This window comes from Williamsia limnetica (assembly GCF_003217475.1).
GTDB classification, from domain to species: Bacteria; Actinomycetota; Actinomycetes; order Mycobacteriales; family Mycobacteriaceae; genus Williamsia; species Williamsia limnetica.
This window is the reverse complement of record NZ_QJSP01000003.1, coordinates 255,921-278,641: the sequence shown is the minus strand read 5'-3', so window position 1 is coordinate 278,641 and position 22,721 is coordinate 255,921. Positions and strand designations below refer to the sequence as shown.

The window sequence follows — 22,721 nt, the reverse complement described above, 5'->3', positions numbered from 1 at the left end:
TACCCGATAATGGGTTGTTGTGGCGGAGTTGACCAGGGCTTTTGGTCGCCAGAACGACCCATTATCGGAGGGCGGGGAGTCAGAGGATCTCGTCCAAGGCGCTCAGGATCGGGTCACGCAGCTCCTGGCGGCAGATGACGAAGTCGGGCATGAAGGGATTGGGGCGGTTGTACTCGAGCTTCGACCCGTCGATCCGGCTGCAGTGCAGGCCGGCCGCCTGCGCGACGCCCACCGGAGCGCAGTTGTCCCACTCGTACTGCCCGCCGGCGTGCACGTACGCGTCGGCGTCACCGCGCACGACGGCCATCGCCTTGGCTCCCGCAGACCCGATCGGCATCACCTTCAGTCCCAGGCGCTGCGAGACGTGACCGGCTTCGAACGACGTCCAGCCGCGGCTCGCGACCATCCGGCCGCTGAGTTCGCCGTCGACCTTCGGTACTGAATCGGTACTGAACACCTGACCGATGGCCGGGAGTGACACCGCACAGTCGGTCGGCTGCCCACCTTCGGTGAGCGCGATGTGCACGGCCCAGTCGCTGCGGCCGGCGGAGAACTCGCGGGTGCCATCGAGGGGATCGATGATCCACACGCGATCGGAGGAGAGGCGTCGTCCGGTGTCCGTGGCCTCTTCGGACAGCACGGCATCGCCGGGACGATATTCGGCGAGGACCGCCGCGATCCACGTCTGCGCCATCGCATCACCGACGTCGCCGAGCAGATATCCGCGGAGCAATTCCCGATATCGGATGTCGACGAGGATCTTCCCCGCGCCTTCGGCCAGCATTCTGGCCAACTCGGCGTCGGTCGCCGAACCACTGGAGCGCATCCGTTTACTAGAGCACACTGGTCCCATGCCCGAGTTACCTGAGGTGCAGGCCATCGCCGACTATGTCGATGGCCGCGCCGCCGGACTACCCATCAGACGAGTCGATGTCGCGTCCCTGGCGGTCCTCAAGACCGCCGATCCGCCGTACACCGCGCTGGCCGGAAGGATGATCGACCGCGTGGGCAGGGTCGGGAAATACCTGGTCATCACCACAACCGGGACGGACGATGGTCCGATTCACCTCATCATCCACCTGTCGCGTGCGGGCTGGCTGCGGTGGTCGGACAATCTCTCGCCGACCCCGCCCCGGCCAGGCGGCAAAGGTCCGATCGCCCTGCGGGTGCACTGCGGCCTACCGGGAGAGGGTTTCGACGTCACCGAGGCGGGAACCCAGAAACGCCTGGCAGTGTGGATCGTCCGCGACCCTGCCGAGGTCGAGAGGGTCGCGACCCTGGGCCCCGATGCCCTTGCCCTGACCCGCGACGAGTTCGCCGCGCTGCTCGCGACCACCGGGGCGCGGATCAAGACCGTGCTCACCGATCAACGCACCATTGCCGGGATAGGCAACGCCTACAGCGACGAGATCCTGCACACGGCGAAGCTGTCGCCGTTCGCGACCTCCAAGAACTTGTCCGACGAGCAGATCGACGTGCTGTACGCGACGGTTCACGCGGTGCTCACCGGCGCGATCGGTCGACTCGAAGGTCAGGAGGTAGCCCGGCTCAAGGGCGAGAAGCGGTCGGGTCTGCGGGTCCATGCCAGGACGGGGATGCCGTGTCCGGTATGCGGTGACACCGTGCGGGAGGTCTCGTTCACCGATCGCTCGTTCCAGTACTGTCCGACCTGCCAAACCGGCGGCAAGGTCTTGGCGGACCGGCGGATGTCGCGATTGCTGAAGTGATCGGCAGCGACCTGGATGTGTTGCCACCGGGCTTGCGGCTCAACGAGATCCAGTTCATGGCGACGCACAACTCGTGCCATCAGCTGATGCCGCCTGACGAACGCTTCCCACTGCTGATGGGGTCGAATCTCGACTCCTATCGATACGAACACCCACCCTTGGACGTCCAGTTGGGGGAGCAACGTGTGCGCGGCGTCGAATTGGACCTCTACCCCGATCCGGATGGCGGGCGGTATCGGTATCCTTCTGCGCGACGGTGGCGGCGGCGCGGGCCCAGGACCGAAAGCCTGTGGAATGAGCCCGGTTTCAAGGTCATGCATGGCCCCGACGCCGACTACGGCACCAGCTGCCCGACATTGAGCGGTGCCCTGCGCACCATCCGGGGCTGGTCGCAGGCACATCCCTGGCATGTTCCGATCGTGATCCAACTCGAGTTGAAGGCGTCCTGGCCGTGGGCGCTGCTGACCGGTGGTGCCCGGGTGCCGCGGTGGTCACCGGAGATCCTGGACGACCTCGACGAGGACATCCGCCGGGTGTTCGACGAGTCGGCGCTGCTGACCCCGGACCGGATTCGCGGGGCCGCGACGACTCTGGAGGAAGCGGTGTCGACCACGGGGTGGCCGTTCGTCGACGATGTGCGCGGAACTGTGCTGTTCTTCTTGGACTACGGCGACCATGAATACGTCCGCGAGCACTACCGGCGCGGACGGCCGAGCCTGCAGGGGCGGGCTGCGTTCACGGCACCTGCTGCAGGCCATCGTGATTCGGCGTTCGTGATGTGCAACGATCCCCGCGGGTCCAACACCGACAAGATCACGGAGCTGGTGCGGCGCGGCTACTTCGTCCGTACCCGTTCGGATGAGCCGGTATCGACAGCCAAGACCGACGAACACACTCGGCCGGCGATCGCGATGGCGTCCGGTGCGCAGATGATCAGCACAGACTTCCCGCAACCGGGGCTGGCGTTTCGTTGGGGTGACGGCTCATTCGTGGCGCAACTCCCGACAGGTGCGGCGGTACGTCCCAATCCGGTCACTGCCCCATCCGGTCACTGCCCCATCCGGTCGCGGATGGCGTAGCGGTAGGTTGCAGCCATGACGAGGAACAAGATCCTGATCACCGGTGCCAGCTCAGGTCTGGGCGAGGGGATGGCCCGAGCCTACGCAGCGCAGGGGCGCGCGCTGGCCCTGTGTGCACGCCGTACCGACCGGCTCGATGAGCTCAAGGCAGAGCTCGAACCGCAGGCGGCACAGGTCGCGGTGGCCCGTCTCGACGTCACCGACCTGCCGACTGTGCCGACCGTCTTCCGGCAACTGCGGGACGACCTCGGAGGGCTCGACCGGGTGATCGTCAACGCGGGACTCGGCAAAGGGGCCCCGATCGGTACCGGCAAGGCGCACGCGAACATCGAGACGATGCAAACGAATCTGGTCGGAGCGCTGGCCCAGGTTGAAGCGGCACTCGAGATCTTTCGCGAGCAGAACTCGGGGCACCTGGTGTTGATCAGCTCGATGAGCGCGGTCCGCGGCCTGCCGAAGGCGCAGGCGGCGTATTCGGCGTCGAAGGCCGGGCTCTCCGCACTGGGAGAGGGACTCCAGGCGGAGTTCGCCCGATCACCCATCACGGTCAGCGTGATCCTGCCCGGTTACATCTCCACCGACATCAATGCCGGGGTGAAGACCAAGCTCATGGCCGATCGCGACACCGGCGTGAGCGCGCTCGTCGCCGCGATCGATGCCGAGCGCGCCCGGACCCCGGTGCCCCGGTGGCCGTGGACGCCCATCGATCTCGCGCTGCGCCACCTGCCGGCCGCGATCACCCGCCGGATGGTCTGAACCAAGGGCTGGTTCAGGCCGGTCAACACTGCGAAAGGTGTCACAAGGTGCGCGTTCTGGTGGTGGAGGATGATGTCCGAGCCGCAGAAACTGTCCGCCGCATGCTCGTCAGCGACGGGTGGAGCGTGGTCATCGCCCGTGACGGCGCGGATGGACTCTGGCAGGGCACCGAGCGCGAGTTCGACGTCATCGTGCTGGACATCATGCTGCCCACGATGAACGGGTTCCAGGTCATCAAGGAGCTGCGGAATCGTCAGGTCTGGACCCCGGTGCTGATGCTGTCGGCCAAGGACGGCGAATACGACCAGGCCGAGGCGCTCGACTACGGCGCCGACGACTACCTGATCAAACCGTTCTCGGTGGTGGTGCTCAAGGCCCGCCTGCGCGCCCTGCTGCGTCGCGGAGGCAAGGAGCGGCCTGCGGTGTTGTCCGCGGGGTCGCTGACCCTCAATCCGTCAGATCACGTGGTGTGCCGCGATGACGCGCCGATCAAGCTCACCCCGCGCGAGTACTCGCTGCTCGAGTTCCTGATGCGGAACAAAGGTCGCGCTGTGACAAAAATCGAGATCTTGCAATCGATCTGGGACGAGAATTACGACGGTGACGTGAACATCGTCGAGGTGTACATCCGCTATCTACGTAAGCGAATCGATATTCCGTTCGGAGCCAACTCGATTCGCACCGTTCGAGGTACGGGTTACTGCCTGGTCGATGAGTGATGGGTCGACGAGTGATGGGATGGCCGACTGCGCGTCCTCGAGTCCGGTCGAGATCGTCATCGTGAAGCATGCGCCGCCGTCCGGGCCGTCGGAGACCGTGATGGTGCCGCCGTGGGCCCTGGCGATCTCCGCGGCGATCGGCAGACCCAGACCTGAGCCGGCCTGATGGTGGCCGCGGTCGGCGTCGTGCCGGTAGAAGCGATCGAAGATCTTGTCCCGCACGTCACCCGGAACTCCCGGCCCGTCGTCGATGACCCGGATGATCGCCACGGACTCGTCGGCATCCTGCTCCATCTCGAGCGTGATGGTCGACGACGCATGGTGGGCGGCGTTGTCGGTGAGGTTGCGGATCGCCCGTGACAACTTGTCCGGGTCGCCGATCACCCGGATGGGCGTCACGTCGGCGACCACCTTGGCCAGGCCCAGAGACCGCAATCGTGTGACCTCGGCACCGACGATGTCGTCGAGGTCCACATCGTCGACCGTGAGCGGGATTCCTCGTTCGTCGGCTCGCGCCAGGAGCAGGAGATCGGCGACCATGTTGCTCATCCGCTGCGCCTCGGGCAGCAGGATGGATCTCACGGTGTCGACGTCGATGGGGGAGTCGGTGTCGTCGGCGAGGTCGAGGATGCCGACGAGCGTGGTCAACGGCGAGCGCAGCTCATGGGAGGCGTCCCCGACGAACTGCAGCTGACTGGTCCGGCTCTGCTCGAGTCGGTCGAGCATGTCGTTCATCGTGACGGCGAGCGTGGTGAGTTCGTCGTCTGTGGACGGGACCGGAACCCGGCGGCTGAGATCGGAACTGGTGATCGCCGAGACCTGCCGGGTGATCTTTTCCACAGGCCCCAGGGCACGGCCGACGAAGTAATAGATTCCTGCCCCGGCGATCACGATGACGATGGGGAACTCGATCGCCAGAATCGTTGCAGTGCCGCGAAGTCCGGAGAAGTACGGTTGGGTGGACACCGCGGTGATGACGTTGTAGTCGACGCCGTCGAACTGGGCCCCCGTGATCTGTCCGCAGTAGGTGCCCGACCGGCCCGGGAGTTCGACACCGTCGACGCGTTCGGTGTTCCACCAGCCGGGGGTGATGTCGGAGATGGCAGCCGTGTCGCCGCCCGGCGAGCTGAACAGTACGACGCCGTTGTTGTCGACGATCTGGATGACGTCGATACCTGTTGTGGGACGCAAGAGTTCAGAATCGATGCTGTTCATCCCGCCCTCGTTGATCTGATGGGCGATCTCGTACGACCGGGTTCCGGTCGACTTGTACATCTGCGAATCCTGGTGGCGGTCCAGCATGAACAGCATGATCGCCGCACCGGCAAGCATCGCCAGGGCCACGATGATCGTCGCGACGATCGTGGAGCGCACGCGGACGCCCTGGTTGCGCCGAAACACCGCGCGCAAACCGTCTGTGCTGTGTGCGAACACCTGGGAGATCTCCTAGCGGGGGCTTTTCCGATGGTATGCCCGTGGCCTGAGCCTGACCAGCAGGTACTCTAAGCAGTCTTTCAGCGCCGGATTCGCCCGCGTCGCGTAGGGAAGGCTCATCGGCGTCGGGGCGCGCTGAGTCAGCCGGTCGGCTGCGTGGACGAGGACGGAGCCGCCGGCGCAGTGCCGTCCGACCAGACCACCGGTGCGGATTTGTAGTCGTACCGGTCGTCACCGGTGTCGGCCCAGTAGATGACCCGCGTCAGCGTCGTGTCCGGATCTGCCAGCGCCACAAGGCAGGTGGCGTAGGACTGCCCTTTGGCGAGTGTCTGCGGCGGCGGGCCGGCCTGGCACCCCGCGACATTGGGCGGCGGGGTGAGGGTGAGCGCCGGTGTCACACCGTCAGCACTGCCGGCGAATCCTGCCGTCGACAGCGCGTTACGTTGCCGGTCCACGGCCTGGGTGACGGTGAGGTGGATGTAGAAGGGGCTGCCGCCGTGGGTGAACGAGTCGGGAAGGGCCCCGCCGGGTGCCGGTTCGATCCCGGTGACCGTGAAACCCGCGAGCTGCTGATCAGGTCGAAAAGCGTCCGAGGGCAGCAGCGCCGTGTCCGACCACAACAGTGCCTCGCCGGGATCAGTCAGTGCGAGCGGTCCGGCCGGTAGCGCGACATTCGCGGAGGTCGGCACCGCCACGCTGGGGGTCGCCCGAGTCGTCTCGTCCGAGTCGCCGTCGCTCGAACACGCGGCCGAAGTCATCAGCAGCGATCCTGCGACCACGGCAAACGCCAGGGCATTACGTACAGTCATCTGCTGATCGTATGTGGTTAACGCCGAAGCCGGGCGACGTAGGGTGTGCACCATGGGAAATCAACAGGACGAGGTGTACGGACGCGGAGCCTTCCAGCTCTACGGCAGCGAACTGCAGGTGAAGATCAGCGACTTGCTGGCCGACGTCTTCGGGCGCGATGACCTCACCTGCTGGGCCGGCGACTGGCGCGGAATCCTGTACTTCACCCTCGACGACGAGGACGGCGTCGACCCGCAGCAACTTTTCGGGTTCGACCCGTCCACCGGCGACAGCGGAGAACTCGCGACGTTGCCCGAGTTGATGGCCGCCATCGACCGCGGCGACATCACCGACGCGGTCGACGGGACGGGGTTCGCCAAGTGGCTGGCCGACACGGGGAGCACGGAACTGGCGGTGGCGACATGCGCGCCCACCGTTGAACTCGAGTTCATCGGTGGCTCACCGGATGAACGCGTCACCGAACCGCGGGACGTGGTGACCCATGTGGCGCTGGCCGCCGTGATCATGGGTCGGCTGCAAGCTCTCGACGTTCAGCCCGGCGACCCGATCCCAGACGAGATCTTCGACCAAACGCGCTGGGAATGAGAGCTACTCGCCGCTCTGGCCGGCCTTGACGAGAGTCGAGGGACCCACCTCGCGCCCGGTCGGGTACGGCATCCGGATCCCGTTGACCTCGTACGCCGCCAGGATCTGTAGCCGAATGCGCCGCTGCAGCGCCCACTGGGCATTGGGTCGGGTCTTGAGGAGGATCCGCAGCGTCACCATGTCGGCCGAAATCTCCTGCACACCCAGCATTTCGGGGGCGCCCAGCACGTCCTTGGCGGCGGTGTCGTCGGCGACGGCCGCCTGCGCGGCCTCGAGCGCCACCTGCTGTGCCCGCTCGAGATCCACGTTGTGCGCCACCGGAACCTCGATCCGCGCCACCGCGTAGTCCTGGCTCATGTTCCCGACGCGGACGATCTCGCCGTTGCGGACGTACCACAGGGTGCCGTCGATGTCCCGCACGGTGGTCACGCGCAGGCCGACTGTCTCCACTTCACCGATCGCTTCGCCGAGGTCGACGATGTCGCCCACGCCGTACTGGTCCTCTAGCAACATGAAAACGCCGGATACGAAGTCTTTCACCAGATTCTGGGCACCGAAACCGATCGCCAGACCGACGAGGCCCGCCGAGGCGAGGAACGGCGCGATGTTGACCTGCAACACACTCAGGCAGGTCAGTACCACCCACGCGAGGATCAGGATGGACGCTGTGGACTTGAGCACAGAGCCGATGGTCTCGGCGCGCTGCTGGCGACGTTCGATCACCTGTGGATCCCGCAGCGCCTTGGGGCTCCGATCGCGCAGATGGCGAAGCAAGGCAGGCTTTTTGCCTTCCTCGCCCGAGCCGGGGGCAGGTCGCCGGGTCGCCCGGTTGATGACCCGGTGGGCGACATATCGGGCGATCAGTCCGACCGCGACATAGATCACGATCCTGATCGGATTCTCGATGAGCCAAAGACGGTTGGTATCAGTCCATTCGAATGCGACTGCGGTAACACTCATGGCCCCGACGTTACGGATTTGTTGTCATCTGTCCAACCGCAGTGGTCGTGTTCACCAATGATCTGCGGTCAGATCCCAATGTCCGAGAACCTTGTTGATCAGCTCGCGAAGGTCTGCATCATGCGCAACGGTGGGATCGGGTATGCCGATACATATGGTGACGTCGCCACCGGCCGTTGCGGCCCAGCCTGAGACGGAGCATCGGGTCTCTGCGCTTTTGGCGGCGGTCAGATGGGGATGTACCGACCGTGCTGCAATGGCCCGGCCCCGATGTCCGGAGAGCATCGTGAGTAACCCGTCCAGGTCGCCCATGTTCGAGGCCAGCCCATCCCGCGACCCGGGATCGGGCACGAGCGCGTGCGCGGCGCGGTTGCCGATGACCCCGAGTGCCTCTTCGGGCATACCCGCCGGCGGTCCCATTCCTCGGCCTGCGCCGGCATCGGTGAACGCGGCGCGAGCCCGATCCCGCAGCAGTGGCAGGTCGCGGCACTCGTCGATCGACGCGACGTCGATGGAGGCGGCGGTGAGTGTGTTGGCGCCCTCGCCGCCGTAGGAGACCGGCACCGCCAACTGCGCGGGTCCAGATCCACGGATCTGCAGGACGAGTTCGCCGATGAGTGCGGTGAACAGGGTGTTCGGGGTGCCGCCGTGTCGCCGGGCCGCAGCATTCCAGGTGCCGGAGTCGATCGAGAAGATGGCAGTCGGCTCACGCCACAGGTCAAATCCTCGAGGTTTCGGCACCTGCGGCGATGCCGGCCGACGCGCGGCGGCGAAGAGTTCTGCGCGGTGCGCCGGGTCGCGCACCCCGCGCCACACACTGCGGGCCACACCGCCGACTGCGATCCGCAGCTGGGACACGGCATCTCGGGCGTCATCGCCGAAAGTCGGCAGTGCCAGTGCCGGCATCGTTGCGCCGGACTCGTCCACGGCCATCGCGGCGGCGCGGATGAGAGATTCGGCGTCTGCCACCACGTGCGAACACAACAGCGACACGACCGAACCACCCGTCTCCAGGTGTGCCAGTGACAGTTCCCACACCGGACCGTGAGTGATGTCGAGGTCGATGTCGCCGCGGCCATCAGCCCATTGCGTGATCGTTCCCGGCGCCAGCGGCTCGGGTTCGACGTAGACAGGAGTCAGGGCAGCGCCGGCAGCGAAGTGATTGCGGGCCGGCCACACCCGACGCCGCACCACTCGCCTGGTCAGTGGGCCGGCCGCAAGGGTGCGATGGGGCAACTCGAGATCCGCCGCGGTCAACGTGGCATCAAAGCGCCAGAGACCCTGCATGGCAATGGGGATGCCCATTCCATGATGGGTCCGCCAGAAGATGTCGTCCGCGACACCCAGGCGGCTGACCCCGGCGGCGGAACTCACGCGCTGCGGCCCCGGTGCGTCCGGTACCAGCGCACCAGTGAATCGGTGGACGAGTCGTCGTGTGTCTCGGGCGATTCGTCCTCGGTGATCACCTTGAGAAGCTCAGATGCTTGCTTCTTGCCCAGCTCCACACCCCACTGATCAAAGCTGTTGATGCCCCAGATCGCGCCTTCGACGAACACCTGATGCTCGTAGAGGGCGATCAACTGGCCCACCACAGACGGGGTCAGTTTGGGCGCCAGGATCGAGGTCGACGGCCGGTTGCCCGGCATCACCTTGTGCGCCACCACGTGTGGGTCGACACCTTCGGCCGCGACCTCGTCGGCGGTCTTGCCGAACGCGAGCACCTTGGTCTGGGCGAAGAAGTTGCTCATCAGCAAATCGTGCATGCTGCCCGTGCCATCGGCGGTAGGGAGATCATCGGTGGGCTCGGCGAACCCGATGAAGTCGGCGGGAACCATCCGGGTGCCCTGATGCAGCAGTTGATAGAACGCATGCTGACCATTGGTACCGGGCTCGCCCCAGAAGATCTCACCGGTGTCGGTGGTGACGTGATGACCATGGGTGTCAACGGATTTGCCGTTCGACTCCATGGTGAGTTGCTGCAGGTACGCCGCAAACCTGGACAGATCGTTCGAGTAGGGGAGCACCACGCGGGATGCGGTGTCCCAGAAGTTCGAGTACCAGAGGCCGATCAGGCCCAAGATCACCGGAGCGTTCTGGTGCAGCGGCGCGGTCCGGAAATGCCGGTCGACGATGTTGAACCCGTCGAGGAAGTCGGCGAACGCTTCTTTCCCGATCGCGGCCATCACCGACAACCCGATCGCGGAATCCACCGAGTAACGTCCACCGACCCAGTCCCAGAAGCCGAACATGTTGGCGGTGTCGATCCCGAACGCCGACACCTTCTCTGCGTTGGTGCTCACTGCGACAAAGTGTTTCGCGACTGCGTCGTCGCCCGCGCCGAGTTTGTCGAGCAGCCAGGTGCGCGCGGCCGATGCGTTGGTGAGGGTCTCCAGGGTGGTGAACGTCTTGGACGCGATGATGAACAGTGTCGTCTCGGGGTCCAGATCGGCGAGGGTGGAAACCAGGTCGGCGGGGTCGACGTTGGAGACGAAGCGACAGCGAATATCGGTGTCGGCGTAGTGCCGCAGGGCCTGGTAGACCATGACCGGTCCGAGGTCGGAACCGCCGATACCGATGTTGACGACGGTCTTGATCGACTTGCCGGTGTGCCCCTTCCACTCACCCGAGCGGAGCTTGTCGGTGAACGCGCCCATCGCGTCGAGCACCTCGTGGACGTCGTGCACCACGTCCTGGCCGTCGACTTTCAGGGTCGCATCGCGGGGCAGGCGCAGGGCGGTGTGCAGGACGGCGCGGTCCTCGGAGGTGTTGATGTGCTCGCCCCAGAACATCGCGTCGCGTTTTTCGGCAAGGCCGACCTCGCGCGCCAGGCCGAGCAGCAACTCGATGGTCTCGCGCAGGACCCGATGTTTGGAGTAGTCGATGTGGAGGTCGCCGACGTCGATGGTGAGTTCGGCGCCTCGCTTGGGGTCGACCGCGAAGATCTCGCGAAGGTGCATCGCGTAGACGTGCGGTTGATGTGCGGACAGTTCCTGCCAGGCGTGGGAGCCGGTGAGGTCGAACTCCCGGGTTGACTCGCTCGGACCGCTGCTCATGTCGACAGACCCCTTCATCGGTTGCAGATTGCCAAATCTGCACTTGGTGACCTTGAGTATCAGCCTAGTCAGGCTTGGGGTCGTACTTGTACCCGAGCGACATAACCGGTCGAAGGACTTCGGGTTTCCTATCCCTCAGGCGGCCAGCGCGTGTCCGGTCGCGGGCACCCGGCCGACCTGGACCACGTCGGAATCGGAGGTCTCGATACGAGCGGTGAGGCCCTGGGCAGCGAGCCAGTGAGCTGCGGCGGCGGGATCGACATGAGATCTGAGGCCGGCGGCTTGAGCCAGGGCGGCTGATTCGGCCACGACGCTCACGCACTCGAGGAAACTCTGGGGCGGGACGTCGTCGGGCGCCACCGGCAAGCTGCGGTGGTCCGCTGCCGTGACCCGGGCGACGGCCATCCCCTCGGGGAGCAGATCGTCCATGCCGGGGAATCCGCAGTCCCAGCCACCTTCCGGCGAGGCACCCGCGGTCGCGGCGAGGTTGCCGACCCGGACCATTACTCCGCAGCCCAGGTGTTCGGCCAGGTGCGCACTGGCCTGATCGGCCAGCACCGCCCGGGCGGTGGCCAGCAGTTCGAGCCGGACCTCGTTCGGCACGGTCACCGTCCCACGACCGATCTGCACGCGATGCCACACGGGTATCGGAGAACTGACGGCCGAGGTCATGCCCGCCGACGAGGCGGAGAACGTCAGACCCGGCAGGTAGCGGTAGTCCGGTGCGTCCGAGCGCCGCACCGCCCGTGTCGCACCATCTGTGAGGTCCTCGAAGAAGAGTGCCTCGATGATGAGTTGATCGAGGAGCGAGGACACCATCACCGGCTGCGCGGCGGCGTGATCGAGCGCGAACACCTCGGCGGATGGCCGGGCGCGGTTCACGGTGCGATCGAGTCGCTCGGCGAGCGCGCTGACGTGGTCGACCGCACGGCCGTGGTGGTCGGGCGCGGTGACTGACACCACGATGTCGGTGTCGAGACCGAAAAGCGCAGTAGTGGCGATCATCGTCGTACCTCTTCGTCCGGGTTGTCTTCTCTTGGTGTCTTCCACTGTGAGCGTTGAACCTGGTAAGGGGCTGTGAGTAGGGGATGAGCAGCCTGGTGAAATGCCCGAATCCGGGCCACCTCGAGGGAGGTGGCCCGGATGGGGTGTGCGCTATGCGGAGATCGAGATGTCGTAGACCCCGTCGTAGTCGACGTCGGAGACGTACTCGTCGACGTAGCCGTCGTAGTCGGTGTCGACCTCGGCCTCGTCAGCGATCCCGTCGGCGTTCGTGTCCCATTCGGTGACATCGATGTATCCATCGCCATTGGTGTCGGTGACGATGGTGTCGACGATGCCGTCTGCATTGGTGTCGAAGTACTGGGTTTCCATGGGTTTCTCTTTCTCGCGAAGGTGGATGACGCTGTCCTGCAGCTTGTTCGCTGCATTTCGGAGATAAGAGATCGGCGGTCGACGAAATGTTCCCGCGAGTCAGGCGGGGACGTCGGGCAGCAGTGCAGAAGTCAACGTGGTGCGGATCCAGTCCTCGAACTCGTCGTAGGAGAACCCGGCGCGCACGACGAGGAGGTCGTGGGATTGCGGGCTCGCGATCACCCAGGCGGTGTCGGCGGCCGAGTCGTGCGTCAGACCTGGGCGTAGCCGGTCGGCGGGCACGACGCCCACCAGATTGCGGATCGCCATCCGGCGGATCTCCATCAGGTTCTGCCAATCGGAGGCGGCCTCGGGGTCGACGGCCGCCGCCTGGGCGTACGTGTGGAATCCGCTGGCGGCGCGCTCGGTCAGCAGCCGGAATTGGTGGCTGAGGTGCGCGAGCAGTTCCCGGGGCCCGGCCGTGGCCGGGTCGAAGTTCGCCAGCATGGCGGCGGGCATGTCCTGCGGGTTGACCGACCCGGGCTGCGTCCCGATCACCTGGGACTCCATCATCCCGCGCAGCAAGCCTCTCTTGTTGCCCCACGATGAATAGATGCTCTGGACGGAAACGTCGGCCCGGTCGGCGATCTTGGTGACAGTCGCTGCCGCATAACCACTTTCGGTGAAGACCTCGATCGCTGCCTCGAGGATCCGACGTCGGGTCTCGGCCCTGATGGCGGCTCCGGCCTCGCGTTGCCTGCTGGTGCGCCGGGTCGTCTTGTTCGTCTCACTCTTGCCCATGTGACCAGTGTATGCCATGCTTTGGAAAGACGTTCTAAATCATTAGAACGACACTCCAACCAAGCCGGGTTCACTCCGAAGGATCTGCCATGACCACCCCTCCCACCACCCAGAAGCCGATCAACACGCGCGCCGTGATGGTCGTGGTGTGCCTCGCCCTTGCGGCGGTGGTCGCTGCGATGTCGTCGCTGAACGTCGCCCTGCCCGACATCGCGAGGTCGACTCACGCGAGTCAGACCCAGCTGTCGTGGATCATCGACGCCTACTCGCTGGTCTTTGCGTCGCTGCTGCTGCCGGCCGGGGCGATCGGCGACCGCTACGGCCGTCGCAAGACATTGCTCACCGGGCTGGCGATCTTCGGGATCGCTTCGATCGCGGCGATGACCGCGGATTCGGCGTCCGAGCTCATCGGGTTGCGCGGGGTGATGGGTGTCGGTGCGGCCCTGGTCATGCCCGCCACGCTGTCGACCATCACCAGCACGTTCCCGGACAACAAACGGCCCCAAGCCGTCGGAGTCTGGGCGGGGGTCGCGGGCGGCAGCGCGATCCTGGGAATTCTCGCGTCGGGAACGTTGCTCGAGTTCTTCTCGTGGCGTTCTGTGTTCGGGTTGAACGTGGCACTGGCAGCGGTGGCCATCGTCGCGGCGTGGCGGGTGGTCCCGGAGTCCGCCGATGCATCCGCACCCAAGCTCGACCTGATCGGCGCCGCGCTGTCTGTCGCAGGTCTGGTCGTGGTCGTCTACTCGATCATCGAAGCGCCTGAAGCCGGGTGGCTCAGCGGCCGGACCCTGATCGGCATCGTCGGCGGCCTGGTGATCCTGGCAGTGTTCATCCTGTTCGAACTTCGCACCAAGAATCCGATGCTCAACCCCCGGATCTTCGCCCACCGAGGGCTGAGCGCGGGCAGTCTCTCGATCTTCATGCAGTTCTTCGCGTTCTTCGGCTTCATCTTCGTGGTGCTGCAGTACTTGCAGTTGGTGCGCGGCGACTCGCCGCTGATCTCCGCGGTGTCGATGCTCCCGATGGCCGCCGTGATGATCCCGTCAGCTCGCATCTCACCTCGACTGACCGAGAAGTTCGGTTCGCGTCCGGTGTGCGTCGCCGGCCTGGTTCTGGTGTCGGCAGGCCTGCTCGTGCTCTCGCAGCTCGACGTCGACAGTTCGTACTGGCTGTTGCTGGCCGGACTGATACCGCTCGGTATCGGGATGGGTACCGCCATGACACCGGCCACCAGTGCCATCACCGGTGCACTCCCGATGGCGCAACAGGGTGTCGCATCGGCGATGAACGATCTGTCCCGCGAGGTCGGCGGCGCACTCGGTATCGCAGTTCTCGGCAGCGTGCTGACCCAGGGGTACCGCAGCAATCTCGAACTGCCCGGCGTCCCCGCGGACATGCTGGCGAAGGCGAAGGAGTCGTTTGCGGGTGCCTCACATGCAGGCGGTCAGATCGCCGCCCATGCCGACGTCGCCTTCGCGAGCGGCATGCAGTCTGCGCTCCTGGTCGCATCCGTCGCGGTGCTGGCCGCGGCGGTTGTCGTCGGTGTGCTGATGCAGCGGTCGGAGAGCTGACCGGACCGTTTTACAACGACAGCGCACCGAATTCGTCCCCGTGTGCGGTGCCGAAGGGCAGATAGCCCTCGGCGGCCGCACACGGGGACGTTTGTGGTGTTGCTCTTCGTGTCACTGACGACCGAGAGGGCCGCGACCAAGGCGGAGCAGCAGCATGGCCAGTGTGTGACCTTCTTGGCCCAGCTCGCTGAAACGGTCGAGGACCTTCATCTCGCGGCTGTGGACCAACCGGGGTCCGCCGGTAGCCATCCGAGTCTGGCCGACCTTTTTCGAGACTGCGGTGCGCCGCTTGATCGCCGCCAGGATGATCGCATCGACACGGTCGATCTCGGAGCGCAACTCTTCGATGTCTTCGGGGATATCGCCCACGTCAGAGCCCAGATTGAGCCCGGACAGATCGATTGGCTGGTCAGCAGTCACGGGCCCAAGTGTGCCACGCGAGGTGGGGCCACTGGTAAGAGTGGTCCGATGCATCGGCGAGCTACGGCACTCTTTTACTGTTGCGTCGCTGTTCCCCCGAGACTGCACAGAAAGGAGCGGTGAGTGTCACCGACCGGCTCCACGGTGTCACCGGCCGCCCCGGCGGCTGGTGCGTTGCCGTCGACGGCGCGGTGGGTGATTCCGGTGGCGCTGGGCCTGATCGCCATCCAGCTCGCAGTCCGCTCGTGGTTGGTGGTCCGGGGCAACTTCTACTGGGATGACCTCATCATCATCGGCCGGGCCTCGGACGGGTCGATCTTCTCGTGGGACTTCCTCATGCACGACCACGACGGGCATCTCATGCCCGCAGCGTTTCTCGTCGCAGGCATCACCACGGAGATCGCTCCGCTGAACTGGGTGGTACCCGCAATCACGTTGGTGGTCGGCCAGCTGCTCGCCTCCCTGGCGGTGTTGCGGCTGTTGATCGTCATCGTCGGGAGATACCGGCCCGCTGTGCTGGTGCCGTTTGCGTTCTACCTCTTCACCCCGATGACCGTGCCCGCCTACAACTGGTGGGCCGCAGGCCTCAACACGTTGCCCCTGCAGATCGGTATGGCGGTGGTGGCGGCCGACGTGGTTCTCCTGTGCCGGGGTGGGGTGGACCGGCGCCGCGTGATCATCCGTTCGCTCGTGGTGTTCGTGGTGGCGCTGGCGTTTTTCGAGAAGTCCGTGCTGATCCTGCCGGTGGCGGCGGCGACAGCTTTTCTCTGGTGTCTGCTCGCCGACGAGCGCGGAGCGCGGGCCGCGCTGCTGTCGGCCTGGCGCGCAGCACGCGAGCTCTGGATCGCTCTGGTGACCATCACGGCCGTATGGGCCGTGGGGTATCTGACGTTGACCTCGGCCACCGCGGGCGAACACTCGATCAGTCAGACGATTGCGCTGGTGTGGCGGTCGATCAACAACGGACTGGTCCCGGCATCGGTCGGCGGTCCCTGGGAGTGGGAGCGTTGGATCCCCAGCCCGCCGATGGGGTTCTCGTCGTGGTGGCTCATCGCCGCCGGCTGGCTCGTGGTCATCGGCGGCATCGGATACGCGCTGTACTCCAGGCGCCGTTCAGGCTGGGTGATCGGCGCGGTGATCGGCTACGTCGCCGTGCTGCAACTTCCGCTGCTGTGGAGCCGTACCAGCGAGAACACCGCGCTCGAACTCGCGCAGACACTGCGCTATCTGCCCGACAGTGCCTTGATCATCGCGGTGGGCGCCGCGCTGATCCTGGCGGCCCCACGCAGGATGCAAGCATCTGAGATCTCCGGTGTCGGGTCGCGGTGGGTTCGTCCGGTCGCGGTGGTGGCCACCCTCGCCTTCATCGCCAGTTCACTCGTCTCGACAGTCAGGTTCTCCGATGAGTGGCGCAATGATCCCACCGCCAACTACCTGTCGAACGCTCGAACGTCGCTCGCGGCAGCGAAGGACACCCCGATGGTCGACCATCCGCTCCCGTTGCTGGTGCTGCTCCCGGTGGCGTATCCCTACAACCAGGTGAGCAAGGTGTTCGGTGGACTCTCCGAGCGCCCGGAGTTCGGTGAGTGGACCGACAAGCTGCAGGTGCTCGACGACAACGGGGACCTCGCCCCCGCGGAGGTGACCCAACGACGCTCCACTGAGGCCGGGGACGGTGCGTGCGACCGGCCTGAGGTCACCGGGCCGGTGTCGATCGGTCTGGACGGGCCGCTGCTCGAGTGGCTGTGGACGGTGGCCCTGCCTTACTGCGCCAACACCGACGGAGAGTTGGTGGTCGGGTTGGCGGGCGGCGAGCCGGTGACGGTCCCGGTCCGGGCCGGATTGCATTCGGTGTACGTCCAACTCTCCGGCGCGGGCACCGAGCTGCAGGTCCGCCCGAGGACGCCGGGGCTGGCCCTGCACATCGGCTCCGCGCGCATCGGGGAAGTGGTGCGCGTGCCGTGACTAGGCGGGCGGTAGGTGGACGATGTCGATACCCCGTACCCCGTTGTCCTGCAGTGTTTTCGCGACGGCGTCGGCCGAGTCCTGCTCCGCGAACACCCAGCGCACAGGGGTCGACTTCGACGCGCTGATCTGTGCGCGCGCGGTCTCGACGAGAGCATCGGTTGCCTCCCAGCCCGGGTCGAGTGCGTCATCTGCGCCGATGTGTTGGGAGTAACCCGGCCCGAACGTCATCAGCAGGGTGCCGTCGGGTGCACGTCCGTCGAAGGCCGCGTCGTTCACGACGTAGGTGTACGTCGACGGTGCGCCCGTCACCTGCAGGTTGTAGTCCCTGGCAGCGACGTCGCCTTTGAAACCGGTCGGGGTCCAGGTGCCCTGGGCTTCGGCGGTGGAGATCTGCTCGTTGGCGGCGAGGGCGCGTGTCAGGACAGTGGGGTCCTGATCGACATAGGCGGTGAACACATATGCCACATCGCCTTTGAGGGTGCCGTCCTCGTTGGGGACGGTGAAGGGGCAGCGGGTCTCGGCCTGGCCGTTGAGCGGAACCGTGACGGTACGTGTGCAGGTGCCGCCGACGGGGCGATCGTTGAGGGTCAGTGTCATGTCGCCGACCACCGTGATGGACCCGGGTTGCGTCGCGTTGGGCGTTCTGGCGACATAGGTGACGATGTACTCGCACACAGGCGGAGCGCACGGCGACACCGTGAGCCGGAATCCGCTGGCGGCGAAGTCGGGGCTCAGGTAGGGCGCCGGGATATGGGCGAGGGTCTGGGCCTGAGCATCGATCCGGTCGTACAGGCGGCCGATCTCGTTGGGCCCGATGGGCGTCACCGCGACGTCGACCTCCACCCGGTCACCGCCGGGTTGGGTGATCGGGCCCTTCACGGTCGTCAGGATCTTGTCGGGTCCGGTGGTGGCGCGCATGGTGCCGCCGGAGACGAAGGTGCTGTCGCCTTCGACGATCACATCGGGCAGGCCTGCCGGTAGGAAGCGGCCGTCAGGGGTGTCGACGAGTCCCATCGCCTGCCCCTCGGACTCGAGGTCCACGGCTTCCTCGTCGTTGGAGAGGGCGAAGGCGAGGTTGGGTGAGGCCAGCAGCCACCCCAGATTCGGGAAGGTCGCGGGATCGAGCTTGGCCCAGCCGCTCGCGACCGCCTCATAGTTCATCTTGGGCTTTTCGAGTTGGCTCTTCCAGAAGCTGGCCGAACCCTTGGCGTAGGTAAGTCCGTTGACGCCGATGATCTCAGCGGATTCGCCGCCGACCTTGATCTGGCCCTGCAGATCCCCACTGGCCGAGACCTCGACGTCGGTGAGGTTGATCTTCATGTCGCCTGCGGTGACCGACCCGGTGTATTTCGCGCCCGGCTGATCGGCGAACGCGGTCGCGACCTCGGTGAGCGACTTGTAGGCCAGGACGGACGCGGGGGCGCTGGCCGTCCCGTCGGCGCTGCGTGGCAAAAAAATCAACACGAGCACCGCGACCAGGGCCACGACGGCTGCCCCCAGCAACGCTCCCGGTAGTGCCTTGCTTCTCATCGTCAGCCCCCAGCTCGAGTGGCGCTGATGTTACCGAATGCCGGTTTCGCGCCGTGATGGAGGAACTGTCGGGGTCAGCGGGTAACTTTGGAACACGATGAAAAGCACTGCTCCGCACCCCGCGCTCCCGGGAATGGCCACTGGAAACCTGCAGGACACTCCCCAGTCCGAGTCGAGTCGCGCTCGCGAACTGCTCGATGGACTCAATCCTCAGCAACGGGCGGCCGTCCTGCACTCGGGGTCGCCGCTGCTGATCGTGGCCGGTGCCGGTTCGGGTAAGACCGCAGTCCTCACCCGCCGCATCGCGTACCTGCTCGCCGAACGCGACGTCACCCCTGGTCAGGTGCTGGCCATCACCTTCACCAACAAGGCCGCTGCCGAGATGCGAGAACGTGTTGCCGCTCTGGTGGGCCCGCGCGCGCATCGCATGTGGGTCAGTACGTTCCACTCCACCTGCGTCCGGATCCTGCGCGCCCAGGCGACACTGCTGGCCGGGATGAACTCCAACTTCTCGATCTACGATGCGGACGATTCCAAGCGCCTGCTGTCGATGATCGTGCGCGACCTGGATCTGGACCCCAAGAAGTTCAGCCCGCGTGGTGTCGCGATCGCGATCTCGAACTACAAGAACGAACTCGTCGACCCCGATGCCGCGATCGCGGACGCGGAGGAGAAGGCCGAACCTGCGCTGGTGACCATCGCGCAGATCTACCGGCAGTACCAGCAGCGGCTGCGATCGGCGAACGCCTTCGACTTCGACGACCTGATCGGCGAGACCGTAGGACTGCTGCAGGCTTTTCCCGAGGTCGCCGAGTATTACCGGCGCCGGTTCAGGCACGTGCTGGTCGACGAATACCAGGACACCAACCACGCCCAGTACGTCTTGGTGCGGGAGCTCGTCGGCACCGGTGGCGTCGGCAACGTCAGCCCGTCCGAACTCTGCGTGGTCGGAGACGCGGATCAGTCCATCTACGCGTTCCGCGGTGCCACCATCCGGAACATCGAGGAGTTCGAGCGCGACTTCCCCGACACCGAAACCATTCTGCTCGAACAGAATTACCGTTCGACCCAGACCATCCTGTCGGCCGCCAACGCGGTGATCTCCCGCAACGCCGGGCGTCGGGAGAAGAAGCTGTGGACCGACAGCGGTGATGGTGAGCTGATCGTCGGGTACGTCGCCGACAACGAGCACGACGAGGCTCAGTTCATCGCCCGCGAGATCGATGCGCTCTCCGACACAGGTGAGTTCAAGTACTCGGACGTCGCGGCCTTCTACCGCACCAACACCGCATCGCGCGCCCTGGAAGAGGTGTTCATCCGGCTCGGCATTCCCTACAAGGTGGTCGGTGGCGTTCGCTTCTACGAGCGCAAAGAGGTCCGCGACATCGTCGCCTACCTGCGTGCGGTGGCCAACCCGGACGACACCGTGAGCCTGCGCCGCATCCTCAACACCCCGCGTCGCGGTATCGGCGACCGGGCGGAGGCCTGTGTGGCGGTGCACTCGGAGAATACCGGGACGAGCTTTTATCAGGCGCTCATCGACGGCGCTGACGGCAAGGTTCCGCTGTTGGGAACCCGTGCTGTCAAACAGATCTCAGGCTTTGTGGAACTGATCGAAGGCCTGCGCAACGACTTCCTGTCCAGCTTCGGTGCGGCGGGGTCATCGGACGCCGACGTCGCTTCGGTGGACGCGGGTAGTGAAGCCGGCGACATCGGCGAGCTGGTGGAGGCCATTGCCGAGCGCACCGGATATCGCTACGAACTCGAGGGTTCCTCCGACCCCCAAGACGGCGCCCGTCTGGACAACATCAACGAACTCATCTCGGTGGCACGGGAATTCAGCGCCGAAGCGGCTGCGGCGGAGACGCAGCCGGAGGCGGAGTTGGATGAGGATGGCCTCGCCGCAGCTGAAGGTGAACCCGACCCGGGTTCTCTCGCAGCGTTTTTGGAGCGTGTTGCCCTGGTCGCTGACGCCGACCAAGTTCCCGACGACGAGGAGGGCGTCGTCACGTTGATGACGCTGCACACGGCGAAGGGGCTCGAGTTCCCGGTGGTCTTCGTGACCGGCTGGGAGGACGGACAGTTCCCGCACATGCGCGCCCTCGGTGACCCGGCCGAGTTGTCGGAGGAACGCCGCCTCGCCTACGTGGGTATCACCCGCGCGCGCAAGCGGCTGTATCTGAGTCGCGCGATGGTGCGCTCGGCGTGGGGTACGCCCATGCAGAACCCGGAATCGCGCTTCTTGCAAGAGATTCCGCAGCACCTCATCGATTGGCGTCGCACCGAACCCAAGCGAAGCATGGGTCGTCGATCCAGTGATGGCAGTCGTGACTACGGTGACAACGGCCGTGGCTTCAGCGGTAGCGGTTTCGGTGAGCAGCGGTCGTTCGGCGGCGGCTCACGACGCCAGGACTCGTTCGGATCGCCGACGCGTGGGCGTAACAAGCAGATTCACGTCGAGGTGGGGGATAGGGTAACCCACCCCAAGTACGGCATGGGCAAGGTCGTCGGCAAAGAAGGTTCTGGACCGACCGAGCGGGTGATGTTCGACTTCGGCAGCGCCGGCCGGATCACCCTAATGTCCCTGGGTGGGCTACCCGTCGAGAAGCTCTAGCGGGAGTACAGCCACAAACCCACCCGTCCCAGGCAAAACCACCCGCTGCGGCAAGTGGGTTTGCCTGGAGCGGGTGGGTGTGTGAGGGAGTTGGTTCAGCTGCCGGTGTATGACGCGAGGCTGATGCCGTGCGAGGCGAGCCAGGGCGCCGGGTCGATCTTCATCGTGCCGTTCTTCCAGACCTCGAAGTGCAGGTGCGGGCCGGTGGAGAAGCCTTCACTGCCGACGAGCGCGATGATCTGCCCTGCGGTGACCTTTTGACCCTTGGTGACCAGCACGCCGCTCGAGGCCATGTGGCCGTACATGGTGACGGTGCCGTCGTCGGACTTGATCTGCACCCAGTTGCCGTATCCCGAGGCCGGACCGGCGTCGATCACTTCGCCGTCGGTGGCGGCGTGAATGGGCGTCCCGAGGGGCGCAGCCATGTCGATGCCACCGTGGAACGAGCCCCAACGGTTCGCGTAGGTGGACGTGAATGTGTACGCGCCGGGTGCAATGGGCGAGACGAACAGCGGGACGCGAGCTGCGGCGTCTGCCTGGGCCTTCGCCGCGGCGATCTCCTGACCCTCGGCGAGCTGGCTCGTGAAGGTGTCCATGTTGGCCGGTACGGGCGCGCCCGCGATGCCGGCGGCCGGACCTTCGGTATCACCGTTGGTGACGGCTACAGGCGTAGGAGTCGCCGGCTGGGGGTTGTCCTGGGCCGGCTGGGCGAAGTTTCCTGTTGCCGCTGCGACTGCGGCGCCCGCGGCGACCGCGAGCAGCGCGGCGCGCCCCTTGAGGGCCTGCGGCGGCGCCGCGATGCGATGTTTGCCGGATCCACGCCGTGGGGATTGTTGCTTCTGCGGAGTCCACAACGGCTCTTCGGACTCTGGTTCGAAGTCGTCGAACTCGGCACCGTGGATTTGAAAGGGATGCTCGTGGGCGTACTCGTCGAACTCGATCTCGGCGACGACGATGTCTTGCGTGATCTCTGCCGGCCGGGGCTGGTCATAGGCGTCGCGGTCGAAACGGCGAGCTCCGGAACGGTCGGCGCGGCGGCGACCGCTGGTGGTCAGGGACTCGTTGCGCCATTCGGTGAGCGGTCCATCGGCATACTCCTCGAGACCGAAGTCTTCGATGGGAATGATCGAGGTGATCTCGTCGTGTCGCATGTCTGCCGACAGCTCGTCGCGGGTTCGGGCCGAAGGGAGCGCTGGCGCGCCGCCACCGGAGATCGTTCCACGGGCTGACAACAGATTGGACCTTTCTGGCGTGAATCCGACGGCCGCAGCAGAGTGCTGTGGCGCGTCCGCACGGACCCGACGTGATGGATCCGTGACCTGACTGACTCAGCGACGGTAA

Annotated in this window: 20 protein-coding genes; 8 read left to right on the top strand and 12 right to left on the bottom strand. The window is 65.7% G+C overall.

From position 1 onward, the window contains the following. Positions 1–79: 79 nt before the first annotated feature. Entirely contained in the window at positions 80–826 is a 747-nt protein-coding gene (locus DFR67_RS06370; RefSeq protein ID WP_245937763.1) for a 3'(2'),5'-bisphosphate nucleotidase CysQ, read from the bottom strand. Between the two features lie 25 nt (positions 827–851). Here DFR67_RS06370 and DFR67_RS06365 point away from each other — a divergent pair, with 25 nt between their 5' ends. The 4 genes from DFR67_RS06365 to DFR67_RS06350 are packed head-to-tail and all read left to right on the top strand — an operon-like array spanning position 852 to position 4,281. Next, entirely contained in the window at positions 852–1,727 is an 876-nt protein-coding gene (locus DFR67_RS06365) for a DNA-formamidopyrimidine glycosylase family protein (protein ID WP_110468563.1), read from the top strand. Continuing rightward, positions 1,724–2,806, top strand: coding sequence for a Ca2+-dependent phosphoinositide-specific phospholipase C (locus DFR67_RS06360; RefSeq protein WP_245937762.1), 1,083 nt, complete (start codon positions 1,724–1,726; stop codon positions 2,804–2,806). The genes DFR67_RS06365 and DFR67_RS06360 overlap by 4 nt, the downstream gene beginning before the upstream one ends. A 15-nt stretch (positions 2,807–2,821) precedes the next feature. Then, positions 2,822–3,562: an SDR family oxidoreductase gene (locus tag DFR67_RS06355; protein ID WP_110468562.1), complete on the top strand. Its 741-nt coding sequence runs from the start codon at positions 2,822–2,824 to the stop codon at positions 3,560–3,562. A 47-nt stretch (positions 3,563–3,609) separates the two neighbouring features. Beyond that, complete coding sequence (locus DFR67_RS06350) at positions 3,610–4,281, top strand: response regulator transcription factor (RefSeq protein ID WP_110468561.1); 672 nt, start codon at positions 3,610–3,612, stop codon at positions 4,279–4,281. Here the strand turns inward: DFR67_RS06350 and DFR67_RS06345 are convergent. After that, on the bottom strand, positions 4,198–5,715 hold the full coding sequence (locus DFR67_RS06345) for a sensor histidine kinase (protein WP_245937761.1): 1,518 nt from the start codon (positions 5,713–5,715) through the stop codon (positions 4,198–4,200). The two genes, DFR67_RS06350 and DFR67_RS06345, sit on opposite strands and share 84 nt — an antisense overlap. Before the next feature lie 140 nt (positions 5,716–5,855). Beyond that, positions 5,856–6,524 (bottom strand): hypothetical protein, encoded by a 669-nt coding sequence (locus tag DFR67_RS06340; RefSeq protein ID WP_245937760.1) that lies wholly within the window; start codon positions 6,522–6,524, stop codon positions 5,856–5,858. 52 nt (positions 6,525–6,576) lie between these two features. On the opposite strand from DFR67_RS06340, the gene DFR67_RS06335 reads away from it, so the two are divergent. Beyond that, a complete protein-coding gene (locus DFR67_RS06335) occupies positions 6,577–7,110 on the top strand; it encodes a hypothetical protein (RefSeq protein ID WP_110468753.1) in 534 nt (177 codons plus the stop codon). Positions 7,111–7,113: 3 nt separating this feature from the next. On the opposite strand, the gene DFR67_RS06330 is transcribed toward DFR67_RS06335, so the two are convergent. The 6 genes from DFR67_RS06330 to DFR67_RS06305 all read right to left on the bottom strand — a co-directional run bounded on the left by DFR67_RS06330 (position 7,114) and on the right by DFR67_RS06305 (position 13,277). After that, complete coding sequence (locus tag DFR67_RS06330) at positions 7,114–8,070, bottom strand: mechanosensitive ion channel family protein (protein WP_110468560.1); 957 nt, start codon at positions 8,068–8,070, stop codon at positions 7,114–7,116. A gap of 51 nt (positions 8,071–8,121) precedes the next feature. Continuing rightward, positions 8,122–9,444, bottom strand: coding sequence for a condensation domain-containing protein (locus tag DFR67_RS06325; protein WP_110468559.1), 1,323 nt, complete (start codon positions 9,442–9,444; stop codon positions 8,122–8,124). Then, a complete protein-coding gene (pgi, locus tag DFR67_RS06320; protein WP_110468752.1) occupies positions 9,441–11,123 on the bottom strand; it encodes a glucose-6-phosphate isomerase in 1,683 nt (560 codons plus the stop codon). The genes DFR67_RS06325 and pgi overlap by 4 nt, the downstream gene beginning before the upstream one ends. Positions 11,124–11,258: 135 nt before the next feature. Then, the gene (locus DFR67_RS06315; protein ID WP_110468558.1) at positions 11,259–12,128 is read right to left on the bottom strand and encodes an FAD:protein FMN transferase; all 870 of its coding nucleotides are present in this window, start codon (positions 12,126–12,128) and stop codon (positions 11,259–11,261) included. Positions 12,129–12,278: 150 nt separating this feature from the next. Then, a complete protein-coding gene (locus DFR67_RS06310) occupies positions 12,279–12,497 on the bottom strand; it encodes a hypothetical protein (protein WP_110468557.1) in 219 nt (72 codons plus the stop codon). Between the two features lie 99 nt (positions 12,498–12,596). Continuing rightward, complete coding sequence (locus DFR67_RS06305; protein WP_158539911.1) at positions 12,597–13,277, bottom strand: TetR/AcrR family transcriptional regulator; 681 nt, start codon at positions 13,275–13,277, stop codon at positions 12,597–12,599. A gap of 89 nt (positions 13,278–13,366) precedes the next feature. Here DFR67_RS06305 and DFR67_RS06300 point away from each other — a divergent pair, with 89 nt between their 5' ends. After that, positions 13,367–14,848, top strand: a complete 1,482-nt coding sequence (locus DFR67_RS06300; protein WP_110468555.1) for an MFS transporter — start codon at positions 13,367–13,369, stop codon at positions 14,846–14,848. A gap of 111 nt (positions 14,849–14,959) precedes the next feature. On the opposite strand, the gene DFR67_RS06295 is transcribed toward DFR67_RS06300, so the two are convergent. After that, a complete protein-coding gene (locus DFR67_RS06295; RefSeq protein ID WP_110468554.1) occupies positions 14,960–15,322 on the bottom strand; it encodes a chorismate mutase in 363 nt (120 codons plus the stop codon). 69 nt (positions 15,323–15,391) lie between these two features. Here DFR67_RS06295 and DFR67_RS06290 point away from each other — a divergent pair, with 69 nt between their 5' ends. Continuing rightward, entirely contained in the window at positions 15,392–17,233 is a 1,842-nt protein-coding gene (locus DFR67_RS06290) for a hypothetical protein (RefSeq protein WP_245937758.1), read from the top strand. Here DFR67_RS06290 and DFR67_RS06285 read toward each other — a convergent pair whose 3' ends face one another. Next, on the bottom strand, positions 17,234–18,766 hold the full coding sequence (locus DFR67_RS06285; RefSeq protein WP_110468553.1) for a hypothetical protein: 1,533 nt from the start codon (positions 18,764–18,766) through the stop codon (positions 17,234–17,236). Between the two features lie 97 nt (positions 18,767–18,863). Between DFR67_RS06285 and DFR67_RS06280 the strand changes: the two genes are divergently transcribed. After that, the gene (locus tag DFR67_RS06280) at positions 18,864–21,380 is read left to right on the top strand and encodes a UvrD-helicase domain-containing protein (RefSeq protein WP_211324954.1); all 2,517 of its coding nucleotides are present in this window, start codon (positions 18,864–18,866) and stop codon (positions 21,378–21,380) included. A 95-nt stretch (positions 21,381–21,475) separates the two neighbouring features. On the opposite strand, the gene DFR67_RS06275 is transcribed toward DFR67_RS06280, so the two are convergent. Next, entirely contained in the window at positions 21,476–22,612 is a 1,137-nt protein-coding gene (locus tag DFR67_RS06275; RefSeq protein ID WP_245937757.1) for a M23 family metallopeptidase, read from the bottom strand. Between the last annotated feature and the right edge of the window lie 109 nt (positions 22,613–22,721).

What these genes read in the sequence shown, in the direction of transcription:
- DFR67_RS06370 (WP_245937763.1), bottom strand. Translation starts at nt 826, where the DNA reads ATGCGCTCCAGTGGTTCGGCGACCGACGCCGAGTTGGCCAGAATGCTG.
- DFR67_RS06365 (WP_110468563.1), top strand. Translation starts at nt 852, where the DNA reads ATGCCCGAGTTACCTGAGGTGCAGGCCATCGCCGACTATGTCGATGGC.
- DFR67_RS06355 (WP_110468562.1), top strand. Translation starts at nt 2,822, where the DNA reads ATGACGAGGAACAAGATCCTGATCACCGGTGCCAGCTCAGGTCTGGGC.
- DFR67_RS06340 (WP_245937760.1), bottom strand. Translation starts at nt 6,524, where the DNA reads ATGACTGTACGTAATGCCCTGGCGTTTGCCGTGGTCGCAGGATCGCTG.
- DFR67_RS06335 (WP_110468753.1), top strand. Translation starts at nt 6,577, where the DNA reads ATGGGAAATCAACAGGACGAGGTGTACGGACGCGGAGCCTTCCAGCTC.
- DFR67_RS06330 (WP_110468560.1), bottom strand. Translation starts at nt 8,070, where the DNA reads ATGAGTGTTACCGCAGTCGCATTCGAATGGACTGATACCAACCGTCTT.
- pgi (WP_110468752.1), bottom strand. Translation starts at nt 11,123, where the DNA reads ATGAGCAGCGGTCCGAGCGAGTCAACCCGGGAGTTCGACCTCACCGGC.
- DFR67_RS06315 (WP_110468558.1), bottom strand. Translation starts at nt 12,128, where the DNA reads ATGATCGCCACTACTGCGCTTTTCGGTCTCGACACCGACATCGTGGTG.
- DFR67_RS06310 (WP_110468557.1), bottom strand. Translation starts at nt 12,497, where the DNA reads ATGGAAACCCAGTACTTCGACACCAATGCAGACGGCATCGTCGACACC.
- DFR67_RS06305 (WP_158539911.1), bottom strand. Translation starts at nt 13,277, where the DNA reads ATGGGCAAGAGTGAGACGAACAAGACGACCCGGCGCACCAGCAGGCAA.
- DFR67_RS06300 (WP_110468555.1), top strand. Translation starts at nt 13,367, where the DNA reads ATGACCACCCCTCCCACCACCCAGAAGCCGATCAACACGCGCGCCGTG.
- DFR67_RS06295 (WP_110468554.1), bottom strand. Translation starts at nt 15,322, where the DNA reads ATGCATCGGACCACTCTTACCAGTGGCCCCACCTCGCGTGGCACACTT.
- DFR67_RS06285 (WP_110468553.1), bottom strand. Translation starts at nt 18,766, where the DNA reads ATGAGAAGCAAGGCACTACCGGGAGCGTTGCTGGGGGCAGCCGTCGTG.
- DFR67_RS06280 (WP_211324954.1), top strand. Translation starts at nt 18,864, where the DNA reads ATGAAAAGCACTGCTCCGCACCCCGCGCTCCCGGGAATGGCCACTGGA.